This window comes from Shimazuella sp. NTD248 (assembly GCF_059510395.1).
In genome coordinates, this window is sequence record NZ_JCAJZT010000009.1 from 52201 (window position 1) to 72031 (window position 19831).

At 41.6% G+C, this 19831-nt stretch carries 21 protein-coding genes and 2 other annotated features; all 21 genes read right to left on the bottom strand.

All coding sequences use genetic code 11. The features are described 5' to 3' along the window. Positions 1 to 21 precede the first annotated feature (21 nt). The gene (rpsG, locus tag AC5WOE_RS17385; protein ID WP_240876403.1) at positions 22 to 492 is read right to left on the bottom strand and encodes a 30S ribosomal protein S7; all 471 of its coding nucleotides are present in this window, start codon (positions 490 to 492) and stop codon (positions 22 to 24) included. Positions 493 to 533: 41 nt separating this feature from the next. Beyond that, positions 534 to 950: a 30S ribosomal protein S12 gene (gene rpsL / locus AC5WOE_RS17390; protein ID WP_496051212.1), complete on the bottom strand. Its 417-nt coding sequence runs from the start codon at positions 948 to 950 to the stop codon at positions 534 to 536. Positions 951 to 1092: 142 nt separating this feature from the next. Further along, on the bottom strand, positions 1093 to 1344 hold the full coding sequence (locus AC5WOE_RS17395; protein ID WP_496051211.1) for a ribosomal L7Ae/L30e/S12e/Gadd45 family protein: 252 nt from the start codon (positions 1342 to 1344) through the stop codon (positions 1093 to 1095). A 149-nt stretch (positions 1345 to 1493) separates the two neighbouring features. Continuing rightward, a complete protein-coding gene (gene rpoC, locus AC5WOE_RS17400; RefSeq protein WP_496051210.1) occupies positions 1494 to 5105 on the bottom strand; it encodes a DNA-directed RNA polymerase subunit beta' in 3612 nt (1203 codons plus the stop codon). 15 nt (positions 5106 to 5120) lie between these two features. Next, a complete protein-coding gene (gene rpoB / locus AC5WOE_RS17405; RefSeq protein ID WP_496051209.1) occupies positions 5121 to 8705 on the bottom strand; it encodes a DNA-directed RNA polymerase subunit beta in 3585 nt (1194 codons plus the stop codon). A gap of 176 nt (positions 8706 to 8881) precedes the next feature. Continuing rightward, complete coding sequence (locus AC5WOE_RS17410; protein WP_496051208.1) at positions 8882 to 9484, bottom strand: class I SAM-dependent methyltransferase; 603 nt, start codon at positions 9482 to 9484, stop codon at positions 8882 to 8884. Between the two features lie 54 nt (positions 9485 to 9538). Continuing rightward, on the bottom strand, positions 9539 to 9904 hold the full coding sequence (rplL, locus tag AC5WOE_RS17415) for a 50S ribosomal protein L7/L12 (RefSeq protein ID WP_496051207.1): 366 nt from the start codon (positions 9902 to 9904) through the stop codon (positions 9539 to 9541). Positions 9905 to 9989: 85 nt separating this feature from the next. Next, positions 9990 to 10502, bottom strand: a complete 513-nt coding sequence (gene rplJ / locus AC5WOE_RS17420; RefSeq protein ID WP_496051206.1) for a 50S ribosomal protein L10 — start codon at positions 10500 to 10502, stop codon at positions 9990 to 9992. A gap of 46 nt (positions 10503 to 10548) precedes the next feature. After that, positions 10549 to 10659 (bottom strand) — a sequence feature (ribosomal protein L10 leader region). 33 nt (positions 10660 to 10692) lie between these two features. Beyond that, a complete protein-coding gene (gene rplA, locus AC5WOE_RS17425) occupies positions 10693 to 11391 on the bottom strand; it encodes a 50S ribosomal protein L1 (protein WP_496051205.1) in 699 nt (232 codons plus the stop codon). 69 nt (positions 11392 to 11460) lie between these two features. Continuing rightward, positions 11461 to 11886 carry a 50S ribosomal protein L11 gene (rplK, locus tag AC5WOE_RS17430; protein ID WP_496051280.1) on the bottom strand — a complete coding sequence of 142 codons (426 nt, stop codon included), beginning with the start codon at positions 11884 to 11886 and terminating at the stop codon, positions 11461 to 11463. 153 nt (positions 11887 to 12039) lie between these two features. Next, a complete protein-coding gene (gene nusG, locus AC5WOE_RS17435) occupies positions 12040 to 12573 on the bottom strand; it encodes a transcription termination/antitermination protein NusG (protein WP_496051204.1) in 534 nt (177 codons plus the stop codon). A gap of 44 nt (positions 12574 to 12617) precedes the next feature. Continuing rightward, positions 12618 to 12845 (bottom strand): preprotein translocase subunit SecE, encoded by a 228-nt coding sequence (gene secE, locus AC5WOE_RS17440; protein ID WP_496051203.1) that lies wholly within the window; start codon positions 12843 to 12845, stop codon positions 12618 to 12620. 18 nt (positions 12846 to 12863) lie between these two features. After that, the gene (rpmG, locus tag AC5WOE_RS17445) at positions 12864 to 13013 is read right to left on the bottom strand and encodes a 50S ribosomal protein L33 (RefSeq protein ID WP_083964250.1); all 150 of its coding nucleotides are present in this window, start codon (positions 13011 to 13013) and stop codon (positions 12864 to 12866) included. A gap of 838 nt (positions 13014 to 13851) precedes the next feature. Continuing rightward, the gene (gene sigH, locus AC5WOE_RS17450) at positions 13852 to 14514 is read right to left on the bottom strand and encodes an RNA polymerase sporulation sigma factor SigH (RefSeq protein WP_202404907.1); all 663 of its coding nucleotides are present in this window, start codon (positions 14512 to 14514) and stop codon (positions 13852 to 13854) included. Between the two features lie 81 nt (positions 14515 to 14595). After that, positions 14596 to 15102, bottom strand: coding sequence for an NYN domain-containing protein (locus AC5WOE_RS17455; RefSeq protein WP_496053140.1), 507 nt, complete (start codon positions 15100 to 15102; stop codon positions 14596 to 14598). A gap of 2 nt (positions 15103 to 15104) precedes the next feature. Beyond that, positions 15105 to 15848, bottom strand: coding sequence for a 23S rRNA (guanosine(2251)-2'-O)-methyltransferase RlmB (gene rlmB / locus AC5WOE_RS17460; protein ID WP_496053141.1), 744 nt, complete (start codon positions 15846 to 15848; stop codon positions 15105 to 15107). Next, on the bottom strand, positions 15848 to 16285 hold the full coding sequence (locus AC5WOE_RS17465) for a Mini-ribonuclease 3 (RefSeq protein ID WP_496053142.1): 438 nt from the start codon (positions 16283 to 16285) through the stop codon (positions 15848 to 15850). Before AC5WOE_RS17465 ends, rlmB begins: the two co-directional genes overlap by 1 nt. Continuing rightward, positions 16282 to 17679, bottom strand: a complete 1398-nt coding sequence (gene cysS, locus AC5WOE_RS17470; RefSeq protein WP_496053143.1) for a cysteine--tRNA ligase — start codon at positions 17677 to 17679, stop codon at positions 16282 to 16284. The genes AC5WOE_RS17465 and cysS overlap by 4 nt, the downstream gene beginning before the upstream one ends. After that, positions 17648 to 18361: a serine O-acetyltransferase gene (gene cysE, locus AC5WOE_RS17475; RefSeq protein ID WP_496051198.1), complete on the bottom strand. Its 714-nt coding sequence runs from the start codon at positions 18359 to 18361 to the stop codon at positions 17648 to 17650. Before cysE ends, cysS begins: the two co-directional genes overlap by 32 nt. A 45-nt stretch (positions 18362 to 18406) precedes the next feature. Beyond that, positions 18407 to 18615 (bottom strand) — a binding site (T-box leader). Between the two features lie 33 nt (positions 18616 to 18648). Then, positions 18649 to 19128, bottom strand: a complete 480-nt coding sequence (gene ispF, locus AC5WOE_RS17480) for a 2-C-methyl-D-erythritol 2,4-cyclodiphosphate synthase (RefSeq protein WP_496051197.1) — start codon at positions 19126 to 19128, stop codon at positions 18649 to 18651. Then, positions 19125 to 19829 (bottom strand): 2-C-methyl-D-erythritol 4-phosphate cytidylyltransferase, encoded by a 705-nt coding sequence (gene ispD / locus AC5WOE_RS17485; RefSeq protein WP_496051196.1) that lies wholly within the window; start codon positions 19827 to 19829, stop codon positions 19125 to 19127. The genes ispF and ispD overlap by 4 nt, the downstream gene beginning before the upstream one ends. Between the last annotated feature and the right edge of the window lie 2 nt (positions 19830 to 19831).

Sequence of the window (19831 nt, forward strand, 5' to 3'; positions counted from 1 at the left end):
GCGCATAGCTTGGAAAGGAAATTACCAGCGATAGTGAGCAAACGCACGGTTTGCTTCTGCCATCCGGTGTGTATCTTCTTTCTTCTTGACAGCTGAACCACCGTTATTAGCAGCATCAAGGATTTCGTTAGCAAGACGTTCTTGCATACTCTTCTCATTGCGAAGACGTGCATAAGATACTAACCAACGAAGTCCTAGACTTGTACGACGCTCAGGTTTAACCTCGATTGGTACTTGGTAGTTAGCACCACCAACACGGCGTGCCTTAACTTCCAATACAGGCATGACGTTTTTCAAAGCTTGTTCGAATACTTCCATTGGGTCATTTCCAGAACGATCTTTGATCAACTCAAACGCATCATATAGAATACGTTGTGCCTTCCCCTTTTCTCCATCGTACATAAGACGATTGATTAGACGGGTTACGAGTTTGCTGTTGTAAATTGGATCTGGTAATGCATCACGACGTTCTACAGGACCTTTACGTGGCATTGGATTCCCCTCCTTTTCTCTATGGATGTACTTTTAACGAATTATTTTTTCTTCGCACGTTTTGTACCATATTTGGAACGACCTTGTCCACGGTTTTGTACACCTGCGGTATCCAATGCACCACGAACGATATGATAACGTACACCAGGTAGGTCTTTTACACGTCCGCCACGGACTAATACTACGGAGTGTTCTTGCAGGTTGTGACCTATTCCAGGAATATAAGCAGTTACCTCAATACCATTGCTCAAACGAACACGAGCATATTTACGTAATGCAGAGTTAGGTTTTTTAGGTGTCATCGTTCCTACACGAGTACAAACTCCACGCTTTTGAGGTGAACTTTGTGGGGTGCTCTCCTTGCGGAAACTGTTAAAGCTCAATTGCAATGCAGGAGATTTGGACTTTACGATCTTATTTTTACGTCCTTTGCGTACTAACTGATTAATTGTTGGCATCTCTTTCCACCCCCTCGATTTGAATTTAATTTAAAACAACAGATCCAGGTGGATCGTAATTTGCGAAAAAAATAGAGTAACCATTAGAAACATATATCGTATATAGTCGACATCTACACGATAAAAGCTCTAAAGTCATCTTCTAGTCTTTCAAAATGGCTACCGCAGCTGTACCTACTTGAATCCCACTAGCTTTACCTAACTCCCTCATGGAAGCTACATATGTATAAGCTATTTCCTTTTGCTCACAGAGTGATTGGATAGGGTGAGTAAGAATGAGATCAGCATCTTCGGCCAATACGACAAATGATACCAGTTGTCGGTCAATCGCTTTTCTCGTTTGTTTAACACCAGTAACGAGCCTTTTTGCTTGTCTCACTTTATCATAAGACATAGATACAGCCCTCCAAAGTGATACTCATACAAGCACAGGAGAAATCTTACCATCATGACACACAAAAGTCAATACTAGAATGAAACAAAATTATTAAAGCAAAAAAAGAGAACAGAGGCCCGATTTAGACCTCTGTGTATTAGTTGCGATTAGTCTATCAACACAGTTTCTTTCTCATCAGTCGTTTCCGCTACTTCATTCGCCAATTGCACATCTAATGTACGATAGCGGTTCATACCTGTACCTGCTGGTACAAGTTTCCCGATGATGACATTCTCTTTCAAACCTAGAAGTCGGTCTACTTTTCCTTTAATTGCTGCATCAGTAAGAACACGGGTTGTTTCTTGGAATGAAGCAGCAGATAAGAAGGATTCTGTTTCTAGGGATGCTTTGGTAATACCTAAAAGAACAGGTCTTGCTACTGCTGGTTCACCACCAACCAATAATGTTTTTCTGTTCGACGCTTCGTAGTCATGGATATCTGTTACAGATCCTGGAAGTAGGTCAGTTGTTCCAGCATCTGTGATACGAACTTTCCGCATCATTTGTCTGATCATTACTTCTACGTGCTTATCGTTAATTTCTACCCCTTGGAGGCGGTATACTTTTTGTACTTCTTGTAAGATATACGCTTGAACACCCTGCACACCTTTGATCCGCAGCAATTCTTTTGGATCGATCGAACCTTCTGTGAGAACATCTCCAGCAAACACTTCGTCGCCTTCCACCACTTTCAAACGAGAACCATATGGAATGGTGTGTGTTTTGCTTTCCACATCTCCCTCGATCTCCACCTCGCGGCGATCTTTCACTTCACGAATTTCGATTATTTTTCCATCGATTTCCGCAACTATGGCTTGACCTTTTGGATTTCGGGCTTCAAAAAGCTCTTGAATACGAGGTAGACCTTGGGTGATATCATCCCCTGCAACCCCTCCAGTATGGAAGGTACGCATGGTCAACTGGGTTCCTGGTTCCCCAATAGATTGAGCCGCAATAATACCAACAGCTTCTCCGATCTCTACTGGTGTTCCAAGTGCTAGATTTCGACCATAACATTTTTTACATACGCCATGTTTGGTTCGGCAAGAAAGCACCGAGCGGATCACTACCGTTTCAAGACCAGATTCCATGATTTGAGTTGCTGTTTCTTCATCGATCAATTCATTGCGATTGATGATCACATGATCCGTTTCAGGATGGCGAACGGTTTGGAAACTAACACGCCCGACAATGCGATCGTATAAATCTTCGATAATTTCATTGCCATCATGGATTCGTTTCACGAGCAATCCTTTATCCGTACCACAATCCTCATCCCGTACGATAACATCTTGAGCAACATCAACCAATCGTCTTGTCAAATAACCAGAGTCAGCAGTACGTAAGGCAGTATCCGCTAGACCTTTCCTCGCACCGTGAGTAGAAATGAAATATTCCAATACAGTCAGACCTTCACGAAAGTTGGTACGAATAGGTTGTTCGATAATTTTACCGGCTGGGTTGGCCATCAAACCACGCATCCCTGCAAGCTGGGTAATCTGAGAAACGTTACCTCGCGCACCAGAGTGAGCCATCATATAAATTGGGTTGTATCTACCCATGTTGCCCATCAATACTTCTGTGATACGATCTTTTGCTTTACTCCAAATGGAGATAACACGCTCATAACGTTCATCATCCGTGATCAAACCACGACGATATTGCTTCATAACTGTTTTCACTTGGTCTTCCGCTTCTGCCAAAATATCCTTCTTCGCTTCTGGAACCATAACGTCTGATACAGACATTGTAATCCCTGCTTTGGTCGAATAAGAATATCCAAGTGCTTTTACACGGTCTAAAATGACAGATGTCATCATGGTACCAAAACGGCGGAAACATTCTGCGATAATGGCACCTAGATCCTTTTTAGTCAATGCACCAGGCTCATCCAATTTTTGAATAAACTCAGGGATATTTACTCCTTTATCATAGATGAAATATTTTTCAGGAGTCGCAGTAAAGTTATTCTTACCAGGTTCATTAATATATGGAAAATTCTCTGGCAAAATTTCATTGAAAATTAATTTACCTGGTGTTGTTACGAGCAAAGATGATTGTTGTTTCTCCGTAAAAGTCGTTTTGTTAAGTGATTTTACTGGAATAGCAATTCGAGTATGCAAGGTGACATATCCATGATGATATGCACTGATTGCTTCTGCTATAGAGTAGAATACAGTACCTTCGCCTTTTTCACCTGTTTTCTGTATGGTTAGGTAGTAACAACCTAATACCATATCTTGCGAAGGAGTAACAACAGGTTTTCCGTCTTTTGGATTCAGGATGTTTTGTGCTGCTAACATCAAAAGTCGAGCTTCTGCTTGAGCTTCTGCCGACAATGGAACGTGTACAGCCATTTGGTCACCGTCAAAGTCAGCATTATAAGCCGTACAGACGAGCGGATGCAGGCGAATCGCTCTACCTTCGACCAAAATGGGTTCAAATGCTTGAATACCTAAGCGGTGAAGGGTTGGAGCACGATTTAAGAGTACAGGGTGTTCTTTGATGACTTCTTCTAAAACATCCCAAACTTCTGGATGTATTCTCTCTACTTTCCGTTTCGCACTCTTGATATTATGAGCTAGTCCTTTGGCTACTAACTCTTTCATCACAAATGGCTTAAATAGTTCCAAAGCCATCTCTTTTGGTAGACCGCACTGGTACATTTTGAGGTTAGGCCCTACTACAATAACGGAACGTCCGGAATAGTCAACCCGTTTACCCAATAAGTTTTGACGAAAACGACCCTGTTTCCCTTTGAGCATATGAGATAAAGATTTCAATGGTCTGTTCCCTGGACCTGTAACTGGACGTCCACGACGACCATTGTCGATTAGAGCATCTACCGCTTCTTGTAGCATACGCTTTTCGTTTTGCACGATAATATCTGGCGCACCAAGGTCTAAAAGACGTTTCAATCGATTGTTCCGGTTGATAACTCGGCGGTACAAATCATTCAAGTCAGAAGTAGCAAAACGACCACCATCTAGTTGAACCATAGGGCGAATTTCTGGTGGTATAACAGGAAGTACATCCATGATCATCCAATCTGGGCTATTGCCAGATGAACGAAATGCTTCCAACACTTCCAAACGTTTTACCGCACGATTGCGGCGCTGCCCTTGTGCTGTTTCCAGTTCTTCCTTTAGTTGTTCGACTTCTTTATCGAGATCGATTGAAGCAAGAAGGCGTTTGATCGCCTCTGCTCCCATCATGGCTACAAAACCATTGCCATATTTTTCACGGTAACTACGAAATTCTTTTTCTGACAACAGTTGTTTCTTTTCGAGAGGAGTAGCACCTGCATCTACGACTACATAAGAAGCGAAATAGATAACTTCCTCCAAAGACCGTGGTGACATATCCAATACCAATCCCATACGGCTTGGAATGCCTTTGAAATACCAAATATGTGAAACAGGAGCAGCCAGCTCGATATGTCCCATACGTTCACGACGTACTTTTGCACGAGTAACTTCTACACCGCATCGGTCACAGACTACACCTTTGTACCGAACACGTTTGTACTTTCCGCAATGACACTCCCAGTCTTTTTGTGGACCAAAAATTTTCTCACAGAACAACCCTTCTTTTTCAGGTTTTAATGTTCTGTAGTTGATTGTTTCTGGTTTTTTGACCTCCCCACGAGACCAAGACCGGATCTTTTCAGGAGAGGCTAAACCTATTTTCATATATTCGAAGTTATTAACATCGAGCATCGGGCTATTCCTCCCTTAGGATTCCATGGTAGAGCGAGTTTCCTGCTCATCCAGTTCAAAACCAAGTCGATCGCTAGAGGGCTCATCTTCATCATCTAGCTCACGCATTTCGATCTCTTCTTCGTTTTCGGCCAAAATCTTGACATCCATTCCAAGACTCTGAAGTTCTTTAATCAATACTTTAAAGGACTCAGGAACACCTGGCTCTGGAACATTTTCACCTTTGACGATAGATTCATATGTTTTGACACGGCCTACCACATCATCCGACTTCACTGTCAAAATTTCTTGCAAGGTATAAGCAGCACCATACGCCTCAAGTGCCCATACCTCCATCTCCCCAAAACGTTGTCCACCAAATTGCGCTTTACCACCAAGTGGCTGCTGCGTAACAAGGGAGTATGGTCCAGTGGAACGAGCATGGATTTTATCGTCTACCATGTGTGCCAGTTTGATCATGTACATCACACCGACTGTAACACGGTTTTCCATCGGCTCACCAGTACGTCCGTCATAAAGAACAAATTTTCCGTCTGCATTCAGACCCGCTTCTACAAGTGTTTCAAATACATCACTCTCATGAGCGCCATCAAATACTGGAGTCGCAATATGCAAGCCTAATGTTTTTGCAGCCATTCCGAGGTGCACTTCTAAAACCTGTCCGATGTTCATCCGTGATGGAACTCCAAGTGGATTAAGTACGACTTCAACTGGCGTACCATCGGGCAAGAATGGCATATCTTCTTCTGGCATGATCCGGGCAATAACCCCTTTATTTCCGTGACGGCCAGCCATTTTATCTCCTTCGGAGATCTTTCTCTTCTGAGCGATATAAACACGCACAAGTTGATTTACACCAGGTGGCAGTTCATCTCCATTTTCCCGGGTAAATACTTTGACATCCACTATGATTCCATCTTGACCGTGAGGTACACGCAAGGAAGTATCCCGAACTTCACGTGCTTTCTCGCCAAAGATTGCATGTAATAGACGTTCTTCCGCAGTCAGTTCGGTTACACCTTTAGGAGTTACTTTCCCAACTAAGATGTCACCAGCTTTGATCTCTGCACCGACACGGATAATTCCACGTTCATCGAGGTTTTTCAATGCTTCTTCCCCAACATTAGGAATATCTCTGGTGATCTCTTCTGGCCCAAGTTTCGTGTCTCTTGCTTCTGATTCATGTTTTTCGATGTGAATGGAAGTATAAACATCTTCTTTTACTAGCTTTTCACTTAAGAGAATCGCATCTTCGTAGTTGTAACCTTCCCAAGTCATGAATGCAACGACTACATTTCGTCCTAGTGCCATTTCTCCTTGTTCCGTAGAAGGACCATCAGCAAGTGTAGCTCCAACCTTAACACGCTCTCCCGCTTTAACAACTGGGCGCTGGTTGACAGAAGTACCTTGGTTAGAACGGATAAACTTGCTCAAACGATAACGATCCAAGTCACCTTTTACCAATCGACCATCGACTTCTGCTTCATGACGAACCAAGATTTCATCTGCTGTAACTCTTTCAACTACACCAGAACGGCGAGCTAGAATCATAACACCTGAATCCACTGCAGATTTATACTCCATACCAGTACCGATAAATGGAGCTTCTGGTTTTAGGAGTGGTACAGCTTGACGTTGCATGTTAGACCCCATCAGAGCACGGTTAGAGTCATCGTTTTCTAAAAATGGAATACATGCTGTAGCAACTGAAACTACCTGTTTAGGAGAAACATCCATGTAGTCAACACGATCTTTTGGCACAGCAATCGTTTCATCCCGATAACGAACGGTCACGGAATCTTGGAGAAAGTTACCTTCTTCATCAATCTGTGCATTCGCCTGAGCTACATAGTAGTTATCTTCTTCATCTGCAGTTAAGTAATCAATCTTGCTCGTCACTTGACCTGTTTCTGCATCTACACGGCGATATGGTGTTTCAATAAAACCAAATTTATTAATTCGTGCATAAGTAGATAGACAGTTAATCAAACCAATGTTAGGTCCCTCAGGTGTTTCAATAGGACACATTCTGCCATAGTGAGAGTGGTGAACGTCACGAACTTCCATCCCCGCACGTTCCCGAGTAAGTCCACCAGGTCCTAAAGCAGATAGCTTACGTTTGTGGGTCAACTCTGCTAATGGGTTTGTTTGGTCCATAAACTGAGACAACTGACTGCTACCAAAAAACTCTTTTATTGAAGCAATCACTGGGCGGATATTGATTAACGCCTGTGGCGTAATTGCATTTGCATCTTGGATGGACATTCTTTCTTTCACTACACGCTCCATCCGAGATAAACCGATACGGAATTGGTTTTGCAGGAGCTCTCCAACTGAACGAATACGACGATTACCAAGATGGTCGATATCATCGGTCAAACCAACCCCATGAAGGAGATTGATAAAGTAGTTGATAGATGCAATGATGTCTGCTGGTGTAATATGTTTGATCTCTTGATCTACTTCTGCATTGGAAATAACTTTGATTATTTGATCATCATTCGTAGCAGAGTGAATATTTACAGATTGTAGGCGAACCAAACCTTCTGTTGCTTTTGGCTCCATTTGAACTCCACCTCGAACGGTATATTCTTGTAGTCCAAATGGTGTTTCACCTACTAGATAAGGGATTACTTTATCTAATAAACGTCTTTCTAATAATTGACCTGCTTCTGCCAATACCTCGCCAGTCTCGCTATCTACGATATGCTCTGCTAGTTTTTGATTGAGAAGTCGATTTTTGATATGTAGCTTTTTATTCATTTTATAGCGTCCAACATTCGCAAGATCGTAGCGTTTCGGGTCAAAGAAACGAGAATATAACAGGTCACGAGCATTTTCTGCTGTTGGAGGCTCTCCAGGACGCAGACGTTCATATATCTCAATGAGTGCCTTTTCTGTATTTCCTGTATTGTCTTTATCGAGTGTATTGCGAATATATTCATCTTCCCCAAGAAGATCAATAATTTCCGCATCTGAACTATATCCTAAAGCGCGCAAAAGAACCGTTACAGGGATCTTTCTGGTACGGTCTATCCGAACATAAATAATATCCTTCGCATCTGTCTCCAGTTCCAGCCATGCGCCACGATTTGGAATTACTGTGGCAGTATAAGTTGGTTTCCCATTCTTGTCTAATTTCGTGCTATAATACACACTAGGTGAACGAACAAGCTGGCTGACGATAACACGTTCTGCCCCATTGTAAATAAAGGTGCCTGTCTCTGTCATCAAAGGAAAGTCACCCATAAATACTTCTTGTTCTTTTACTTCGCCTGTCTCTTTGTTGATGAGACGCACTTTTACACGTAATGGAGCAGCATAAGTAACTTGGTGGTCCTTTGCCTCCTCCAAGTTATACTTTGGTTCGCCTAATTTGTAATCAATGAATTCAAGAACCAAATTCCCCGTAAAATCCTCAATTGGAGAAATATCTTGAAACATTTCACGCAGCCCTTCTTCTAGAAACCACTCGTATGATTGTTGTTGGATTTCTATCAGATTTGGCAACTCTAGTATTTCATTAATTCGAGCGTAACTTCTTCGTTTACGTCGACCGTACTGGACAAGTTTACCTAGCAAATCGAGCTCCCCCCTCATAAGCCTATCCAAGAGAACCAAAAGAAATGAGTAAAAAAATACCATAGATGATACCAAAATAAAAACCTATTAACCTATCATAGCCAAGAAATAGGAAAAATAAACCAACACAAAACTGTTTAACATTCCAAAAGGATTTCTGCAAGTTATAACACTAGCACAAGCAATTATACGTGTCAATTGTTTTTTGCAAGAAATATACAATAACCTTTTTTCTGTGTTACTTGCTCAACGTGATCATATAATCGAACTAGCTCCTCTTTTGCAGAAGCTGCACCTTGTTGTTTTCGGATTACGAGCCATAGAGCGCCGTTATCTGATAGGTGTTTTCGCGCTTGTTGAAATAATTGATAGACAAAGGCTTTTCCCACTCGAATCGGAGGGTTACATAAAATCGCATCAAATTTTTGATCATTTAATTGTTCGAATCCATCACTTACTTTTACGGCAATTTGACTCAAAACTTGATTAATCCGAGCGTTTTCTTTTGCCAAAACAGTAGCCCGCTCATTTATATCAACCATCTGCACTTTTAAAGAAGGATAGGCTTTTGCAAGTGCGATACCAACAGGACCATAGCCGCATCCTAAATCTAAAATATGTTCTTCACCTGTTAGCTGGGTGGATTCGATCAATAATCTACTACCAAAATCTATTCCTTTTTTAGAGAAGACACCAGCATCCGATTGGAAAGATAGTTCATTCCCACACAACTGCGCTTTAATCCACCTATTTTCATGCTTTGATTCTGGTTTCGAAGAATAGTAATGATTAGACACGTGATCCCCCCAATAGGAAAAATAGACTCGCCAGTATTCGGCGAGTCCATTATCTTACTTCACTTCAACGCTAGCACCAGCAGCTTCGAGTTCTTCTTTGATTTTGTCAGCGTCTTCTTTGGATACTCCCTCTTTAACTGGAGATGGAGCACCATCTACAAGAGCTTTTGCTTCTTTCAAACCAAGACCAGTAATTCCACGTACTGCTTTGATAACTCCAACTTTGGAGGAACCAGCGCTTGTTAGAATTACATCAAATTCAGTTTTCTCAACAGCGCCTTCAGCTCCACCGCCGCCGCCACCTTGTACAACAGGTGCTGCTGCAGTTACTCCAAACTCTTCTTCAATTGCTTTTACCAATTCGTTTAATTCTAGAACGGTCATGTTCTTTACCGCTTCTAAGATTTGTTCGTTAGACATGGTAGAACCTCCCAATATATTTATCAGATTTGATTTGTAATTTTAATTCAATAATTTTGCTAGCAGAAAACTATCTTTCACGCTACTACTCTGCAGAAGCAGCTTCTGGCTGCTCCTGTTGTTCTGCAACTGCCTTTACAACATAAGCAAAGTTGCGCACTGGAGCTTGTAGTACGGAAAGAAGCATAGAAAGCAGACCTTCGCGAGATGGCAGAGAAGCGATCTCTTTTACTTTGTCAGGTCCAACTACTGCACCTTCTATGATACCGCCTTTGATTTCAAGATTTTTGTGCTCTTTTGCAAAGTTATGGAGGACTTTTGCAGGAGCAACTACATCTTCTTTACTAAACGCGATAGCAGTAGGCCCAGAAAGAAATTGATCCATTTCAGCAAGTCCAGCTTCTCCAGTCGCACGACGTACCAATGTATTTTTCAATACTTGATATTCTACACCAGCTTCTCGCAACTGTTTGCGCAGTTCTGTTACCTCTGCAACAGAAAGACCACGATAATCAGTTACCACTGTACTCACACTAGCGCTCAATTTTTCTTTTACCTCAGCTACTACTTGTTGTTTTTTCTCAAGTACTTTAGACATTCAAGACACCTCCTCGGGTGGAGTAAAATTCGTAAGCGCAGACTTACAGGCAAAAGAAATAGCCTTCGCAGACGGACGAAGGCCAGTGGCTTTCACCTCGGTAGGAAATTAAGCGCTATTGCGCACCTACTGTCTACGGTAAGAAAGATAGAATCATCTTCTTATTTTGTTAGAACAGTTCATTTGCCGATTAACGAGCGGTTAATGTAGAAGAACTCACTTGAACACCAGGGCCCATAGTGGAAGAAACGCTGATGTTCTTCATATAGGTTCCTTTTGCAGCAGCTGGTTTTGCTTTTGCGAGTGCATCAGACAAAGCTTGCAAGTTTTCGGAAAGTTGCTCAGTGGAGAAAGACACTTTCCCGATTGCTGCATGAATATTTCCGGCTTTATCTGCACGATATTCAATTTTACCAGCTTTGATCTCATTAACTGCTTTTTCTACTTCAAATGTCACGGTACCTGTTTTTGGGTTAGGCATGAGACCTTTTGGTCCAAGGATTCGTCCAAGACGGCCAACTTGTCCCATCATGTCAGGAGTAGCTACTACTACATCAAACTCAAGCCATCCTTTTTGGACTTTGCCAACTAGCTCTTCGTCTCCAACAAAATCAGCTCCAGCAGCTTCTGCTTCTTTCGCTTTTTCCCCTTTTGCAAATACAAGTACACGTTTGGTTTTCCCTGTTCCGTGAGGTAAAACCACTGCCCCTCTTACTTGCTGATCCGCTTTTTTCGTGTCAATTCCAAGGCGGAATGCAGCTTCTACTGTTTCGTCAAACTTAGCAGCAGAAATAGATTTTACCAGTTCCAATGCTTCGACTGGTTCATAAACTTTTTCACGATCTACTTTTTGGATCGCTTCTTGATATTTTTTCCCATGTTTTGCCACTTTCATAACCTCCTAATGTGGTGATAGCGGAAAATCCTCCCACCAGACTAATGATACGCGGCTGGATCATCAGTCTTTGATAACAATACCCATGCTACGTGCCGTACCTTCAACCATGCGCATAGCTGCTTCAACATCAGCTGCATTTAAATCTGGCATTTTCGTTTCAGCGATCTCACGAACTTTATCACGTGAAAGTGTAGCCACTTTGTTTCGGTTTGGCTCGCCGGAACCTGACTCAACCCCTGCTGCTTTTTTCAAAAGTACTGCAGCTGGTGGGGTTTTAGTCACAAATGTAAAAGAACGATCTTCATAAACAGTAATTACTACTGGAATAATTAGACCAGCTTGTTCTGAAGTACGTGCGTTAAACTCTTTACAAAAGCCCATGATGTTAACACCAGCTTGACCTAGAGCAGGCCCAACAGGTGGTGCTGGATTTGCTTTTCCAGCTGGGATTTGTAGCTTGACCACTTTAATCACTTTTTTGGCCATGCTTCTTACCTCCTTCAAATGTGGTAGCCCTTCCCATAAAATTATGGGGATATAGGGTCGCGGGTTTCACCCTCCCACGGTAACAAAAAACCGATCAGGCAAACATCTATTAAAATAACATAATATAACGCAAAAGAAAAGTTTTTTTGTTTGTTAAAGTTTTTCCACCTGTCCAAAATCAAGCTCCACAGGTGTATCTCTACCAAACATATCCACTAATACTTTTAGCTTTTCTCGATCTGCATCTATGCCTTCGATCTCACCAACTAAATTTTCAAATGGCCCTTCGATTACTTTCACACTTTCACCAAGTGCAAAATCAACGATTGCTTGAGCTTCTTCGACTCCCATTTGCTTAAGAATGGCTTGGACTTCATCTGGCAAGAGAGGAGTTGGTTTGGAGCCTGCACCAGCAGAACCGACAAAGCCAGTCACACCTGGAGTATTACGAACAACATACCACGAGTCATCAGTCATCACCATCTCCACAAGTACATAACCAGGGAAAACTTTACGCATGACAGTCTTTTTCTTTCCATCTTTATGCTCGATTTCTTCCTCCATCGGCACCATTACACGAAAGATCTTGTCCTGCATACCCATGGAGTCTAATCGCTTCTCCAAGTTTGTTTTTACTTTGTTTTCATAGCCGGAATATGTGTGCACCACATACCAATTCTTTTCCATACAACTAGGGAAAAAAACCCCTGTCCCCCCTTATGACGTCCATCTTACTTCTTAGTTATCAATTGGATTAGCTGTGCGATTCCCATATCTATGAGGAAGAAAAAGATGGTGAGGATTACAACAGCAGCAATCACAACAGTCGTATATTTGACCATCTCTTTGCGAGTAGGCCATTTTACTTTCTTAAACTCTTGGTAACTAGAGCGAAAGAAGCCAGTTGTTCCACTGACACTTTTCTTTATTCCACGTCCAATATTTGTGAGTACAGCCATCTATCTTCCCACCCCAATTTACTTCGTTTCCCGATGTAGCGTATGTGAGTTGCAACGGGGGCAATACTTGCGGAGTTCCATACGGTCTGGATGTTTCCGTTTGTTTTTGGTTAGCGCATAGTTGCGTTCACGACAATCCGTACATGCAAGCGTAACATTTACTCGCATATTAGCACCTCCTCTTCATTCGTGTTTTCATAAGCGCGATATCGATGAATACTCCCAAAACCTAAAAAGGTGTAGGTTTCTAACGTATCAAAACGTTAGCGGAGTTGACACGTTGACGGACTGGTTACCGTCCAACCCCTCTATCTCATTGGTCTAGCCTTTGAGACTGCTTTTATTCCCTTAGCCAAAATGAATCACATCAAAGTGTGTCTAGGCTAATTTATTTGTGGGGAATCTCTGTACAATTAGATAGAAAATACCCAAGTTAGGTTAACATAATAGCGTTCTCAGGTCAAATGTCAATAGCAACCTATTTACACGGCATCCACATTCACAATGAATGCTCCCCACTTCTGCTACGCTTAGAAGTGGGAATTCCCAACTTCTTTGATAAAAAATAAGGAGACTGGTGTTCTACCCCCGTCTCCGCTCTAAAACCTTTTGATTGATTACTGCTACTGAGGTCGGATTATTTATTTGACAACTCCACACGGCTAAAGCCGTTGGATTCTTGGGACGATAGCCTCATGACTATTTTTTACCAAGCTAACCCCGTGTGCCCCACGGTTTACGTAAGTTGATTTCTTTTTTGCCGCGAACAACTTCGTTTTCGTCTGCTGCGACTAGACATATATCACCATGCGAACTTTCGTTTGTAAAATTGCTTTTTTCAAAAGTTGGACTTGTGAAGAAAAATTCTTCCCTTTCATCCAACGCTCGCTTTCATACCGTGATTTAATTCTCGCTCGCAATGCTATAAATTAGATACTTTTCTCACCTGCAAAGAAAGGAATTTGTCCTTTTTTGTCGAATGTGTACAACATTGAAACTAACTGTTTTAAAGTGAGATTTCCTCAATATCTAAATACTTCTCTAACTTTCGTTTCACTCGCTGCAAAGCATTATCGATCGATTTGACATGTCGATTTAAATCGACTGCGATTTCTTGATAGGATCGACCATCTAAGTATAGCATAAGTACCTTACGCTCTAGATCGCTTAAAATCTGGGAAATCTTATCTTCAATGTCGCTATGCTCTTCTCGATTTATATATATTTCCTCTGGATTGGTACGCCCACCAGTCAAGGTATCATAGAGCGTCCGATCGGAGTCATCGTGACTTGGCTTGTCCAATGATACATACGAATTAAGCGGAATATGCTTTTGTCTCGTTGCCGTTTTGATAGCGGTAATGATTTGTCTTGTGATACATAGTTCTGCAAACGCTTTAAAAGAAGCTAACTTGTCCCCCCGGAAATCGCGAATGGCTTTGTATAAACCTATCATACCTTCTTGCACGATATCTTCGTGGTCCGCACCAATTAAAAAGTACGACCGGGCTTTTGCTCTAACGAAGTTTTTGTACTTATGAATAAGATACTCTAGAGCTTCCTGGTCTCCTACACGTATATCTCTAACTAGTTCCTCATCGCCCAACTGATGGTAGAGAACTCTCCTATCCAAATCTCTAGGACTGCTAGATAGTAGGTCAATGCTCAAAATATTTCCCCCTGACCAAGTCGCATTTCAAAATGGCAGTTCTTATTATATTGAATTGAAACAAAAACGTCAATTTTTCATCTATTTTTTTCTGCGCAATTTTTCCAGTTTATACCTGAGTGCTTCAGGAATACTTTCCCATAAAGGATTTTTTGCTGCTTTTGGTGTATGTTTAGATTGAAGCTGATTTGCTATTCCAGTCTTTGACTTAGCGAGCTGCTCGAGAAACTCCCGAGCAGAAATACGATAGGCACCTTGTCCAAAAACCATGCGCTGTTCCAAAAAATCGGAAGTAGCTACATAAATATGACGCTTGTCATCCTTATATTTACTAACAAAATGTTCAATCCATGCATCTGCTGTCTCTTCTTTATTGGTAAACACAATCTTGATTCTTTTTTCAGGGTCCTTCTCTCGTAGACCCTTCATCCGATATGCGTCAAACACAACAAATGTCTTCATCCCGGAAACCGCTTGATACTCCATTAAATCATGAATTAATTCTTCACGTGCAACTTCTATATCCTCACTATACTTGGAATTGGCACGAATAATGTTGTATCCATCGACTACCAGCCATTCTTCCATCCTTACGCACCCTGTGTATTACGACTTTGGAGTACTTGATAAAGCATTACACCTGTGGCAACAGAAGCATTTAGTGAAGATACTTTCCCTTTCATAGGGAGATGAACAAGAAAGTCACACTTTTTCTTTAGCTGTTGGCCGATTCCTTGGCCTTCATTGCCAATAACTAAAGCTAAAGGCATATTATAGTCAACGCTGTCAAAAGATTGCTTAGCTTCTCCATCTGTTCCAACTAACCAGACACCTTGCTCTTTCAGATATTCCGCTGTTCGATTGATATTGGTCACCTTTGCCACAGGAACATATTCGATCGCACCAGCTGATGTTTTTGCTACTGTTGCGGTGAGCCCTACAGCGCGTCTTTTAGGAATGATGACACCATGCACCCCAGTTGCATCTGCTGTCCGCAATACCGTCCCCAAATTATGAGGGTCTACAATTCCATCCAGCAACAACAAAAATGGAGTCTCTCCTTTTTTCTTAGTCGTAGTTAGAATTTCCTCTAACGAAGCATATTGGTAACTGCTCACTTGCGCTGCTATACCTTGGTGAGTTTGATTTTCTGCTACCTGATCGACTTTCGAACGGGGAACCCAGTGATAAGGTATTTTCTGTTCTTCCAGCTGTCGAACTAAGTCTTCTACACTCTTTTTCTTTAGTCCCTCTGCTAACCATACCTTTTCCATATCTCTACCCGCTGCGGTTGCTTCCAAAACAGCATGTTTGCCAAAAATCCAATCCGCCATTATTTGTTCATCCCCTTCTCTAATGGTCCAAGATCAATTAGCATCTGCATAATTTCTTGCAATCTATCTGCTTGTCCCATCAAATATAAATAACCAAGCAATGTCTCTAAACCTGTACCTTGGCGGTATTCTCCCACATCAGCTCGTCTAGAAATACTTGTAGTTTTGGCGTTTCGACCACGCTTGTATACCGCAATTTCATCTTCTGTCAATTGATCCATTATCTTCTGGATTGCATTTGCTTGTGCAGAAGCAGAAACATATCGAATGGCGATTTGTTGTAACTTTTGAGGTTTTACTTCTCCAGAAGCAACTAAATGGTGCCTGACATATAGTTCCTGAACTGCATCTCCAATATAAGCAAGAGTTAGTGGCGGGAGCTCATCAGGCTTACGCTTGAGAGCTCCTAGAGTACCTAGCAGAGTTTGTTCCATCATTTTTTCTTCCACCTGACACCTTGAGGTGTATCTTCTAAAATGATACCCGCAACTAATAATTGATCACGTATATCATCAGCTCGTTTGAAATTCCTCACTTTGCGTGCATCCTGCCGTTCTTGGATCAAACTTTCGATATCTGACTCCAACACATCTTCAGCATGTGTCTCCACTAAACCTAGTACACCTTCCCCATAAGTGGTAAACCAACTTAGCAAAGCATCGATTGATTCTTTACTCAAAACCGGCTGTGCCAACCATTCATTCGCCACTCGAACTGCTTCAAATAGAACAGTGATACCATTTGCAGCATTAAAATCGTCATTCATTTCTGCAACAAATTGTTCGGATAATTGATTCAATAGTGTGCTCAATGCGTCAGGAATAGTCCCAGAAAGCGAAATTTGCCGACGGTGCCGCAAATTATCTACCGCAGTCTGTAATCGCTCTGCACTTTGTTCTGCTTGTTTCATCACTTCAAAAGTAAAATTAATTGGGTTGCGATAGTGAGCAGAAAGAAGGAAATAGCGAATTGCTTTTGGAGAATACATCTTACGCATATCTATGACACGCATGACATTTCCTAGGGATTTGGACATTTTTTCATTTTCCATATTGATAAAACCATTGTGTAACCAATAACGAACGAAAGGTTTATCATTTAATGCCTCACTCTGTGCTATCTCATTTTCATGATGCGGAAAGCAAAGATCGATGCCTCCTGCATGAATGTCTAGGGTTTCTCCTAAATATTCCTTAGCCATAACCGAGCACTCAATATGCCATCCTGGACGACCTGCTCCCCATGGAGTATCCCAACTAATTTCCCCTTCTTTGGCACGTTTCCACAGAGCAAAATCAAAAGGATGTTCTTTCCTTTCATTTACTTCGACTCGTGCCCCTGATTGCAGATCCTCCACCGATTGATGAGATAGTTTTCCATAACCATCTTGGCGAAGTGTACGGAAATATACGTCTCCATCCACTTCATATGCTTTACCTTTTTCGATCAAGGTTTGAATCGCATCGATCATCTGCGTAATATGCTCTGTCGCCTTTGGATGCATATCTGCTCGATGGACACCGAGTGCATCCATGTCTTCAAAATAAGCATCTGTGTATCGCTGAGCGATTTGAGCTACACTTCTCCCTGTTTCAATAGATGCTTTAATCAACTTATCATCTACATCGGTAAAATTTTGTACGTAGGTAACTTTATATCCAAGATGCGATAAATATCGTCTAACCACATCAAAAAAAACAAATACACGGGCATTCCCGATATGAATGTAATTGTAAACAGTTGGACCACAGACATACATAGAAATAGTCTTGTTCTTTGTTTCAAAAGTCTCTTTTTCTTTACTCAATGTGTTGTAAACTTTGACTGTCATCTGTTGATTTGCCCCCTGTGTGTCTCTTTAAGCCTTCTACTTCTTTGCGCAATTCATCTATCTCTTCTTGGATAACACGAAACATTTCAGCTACTGGATCGGGTATATTTACATGATCCATATCTGCTTGCACTCTAACTCCATCTTGGACAACAACGCGTCCCGGTACTCCTACAACAGTAGAATTTGCTGGAACATCTCGTAAAACTACCGAACCTGCACCTATTTTGGCACACCGTCCCACTCGAATGGAACCAAGAATTTTTGCACCAGAAGAAACCATCACATGATCCTCTAAGGTTGGATGTCTCTTTCCTTTTTCTTTTCCAGTCCCGCCCAAAGTCACTCCTTGGAAAATCGTCACATAATCTCCAATTTCACATGTTTCACCGATTACAACTCCCATCCCATGGTCAATAAAAACGCCTTTACCGACGGATGCACCAGGATGGATCTCAATTCCAGTAAAAAAACGACTTATTTGAGAAATAATTCTAGCCAAGAGGAATGCTTTGTGACGATAAAGAAAATGAGCGATACGATGAGACCAAAGTGCGTGAATGCCTGAGTAAGTAAGGATGACTTCTATTGTTGTCCTCGCAGCTGGATCTCGATCAAACACTGCTTGAATATCAGCTTGGATATTTCGTTTACAATTTCTCCACTTACTGAGAATGGACAAAATAACCAGTCCTTTCTAACAAAATAACCGCCCCTGTAGCAATGCTACAGAGACGGAAAAATCCGCGGTCCCACTCTGTTTGGAAAAAACACAGTCCCACTTTTGACTGATAACGGCAGTTACCGGATTATCCTACTTGTCTTTTCAGATAATCACTCATAGGTGCATTTCAAGCAGTCGACATAAAGCTTTGCATCAACCAGCTTCTTTCTAAAATGTCGAACTACTGTACTTTTCCTAGTCATCGTTTTCATTACATTCTATTCTGTTGTAGCTAAATATGTTTGTCAAGATTTTGACACTAATGAAACCACAGCCATGGATGCAATCCCTTCTTCTCTTCCTGTAAACCCTAGCTGTTCCGTAGTTGTGGCTTTTATATTTACTTGATCCATTTCTGCTTCTAGCAACTGGGCGATGCGTTCGATCATTTTGGGAATATAAGGAGCCATCTTAGGCTTTTGGGCAATGATCGTAGCATCTAAATTATTTAAGACATAACCTTTTTCCTTTACCATCAGCCATACATCACGGAGCAAGACAGCACTATCTGCTCCTTTGTAAGCTATATCCGTGTCTGGAAAATGCTTGCCAATGTCCCCAAGTGCAAGGGAACCCAATATTGCATCCGTTATCGTATGTAATAAAACATCTGCATCAGAGTGGCCAATCAACCCTTTTTCATAAGGAATGGAAATGCCTCCTATAATCAAAGGACCTTCGCCCCCAAGTTGATGTACATCAAACCCTTGTCCAAATCGAATCATGTTGTCTGTACGCTACCTTTCCTTCTTTTGGCCAATATTGCCTCCCCCAAAAAAATATCATCTGGGGTAGTTATTTTAATATTTGTATATTCCCCTCGAACCACTTTTACTGGATTACCGAGCATTTCCACAAGCATTGCATCATCAGTGGCTAATATATCTTGCGACTCTGCCTGCTGATGTGCCCCTAGCAGCAATTCTCTATCAAACATTTGAGGGGTTTGTATAATCCACAACTCTTTGCGATTTAATGTCTCTTCCACTAATCCAGATTCATTTACTCTTTTAATTGTATCTTTTACAGGAACTGCAAGTGTTGCCGCTGGTTGATTTTCGTTCACTGCTTGAATAAGAGCTGTTATCTCATCTGCTGTCACAAAAGCACGAACTGCATCATGCACCAATACCCACTCTGTAGGTGTTGCTGTAACACCAGCATAAACACTATTTTGCCTTTCTTTGCCACCAATCACAATTCGGTTTACTTTTTTTATATTATATTCTTGGATGAGATGCTCAACATGATTATAGCTAGCTTCATTGGTCACAACACTGATCTGTGAAATCGAGGGATGCTGCTCAAATACCTCCAATGGGTGTATCAAGATCGGCTTTTTAAGTAACTCCAAAAACTGTTTAGGAGTAGTGCTGTTCATTCGTTTGCCAATACCTGCTGCTAAAATCACTACACCAATTGCCACCG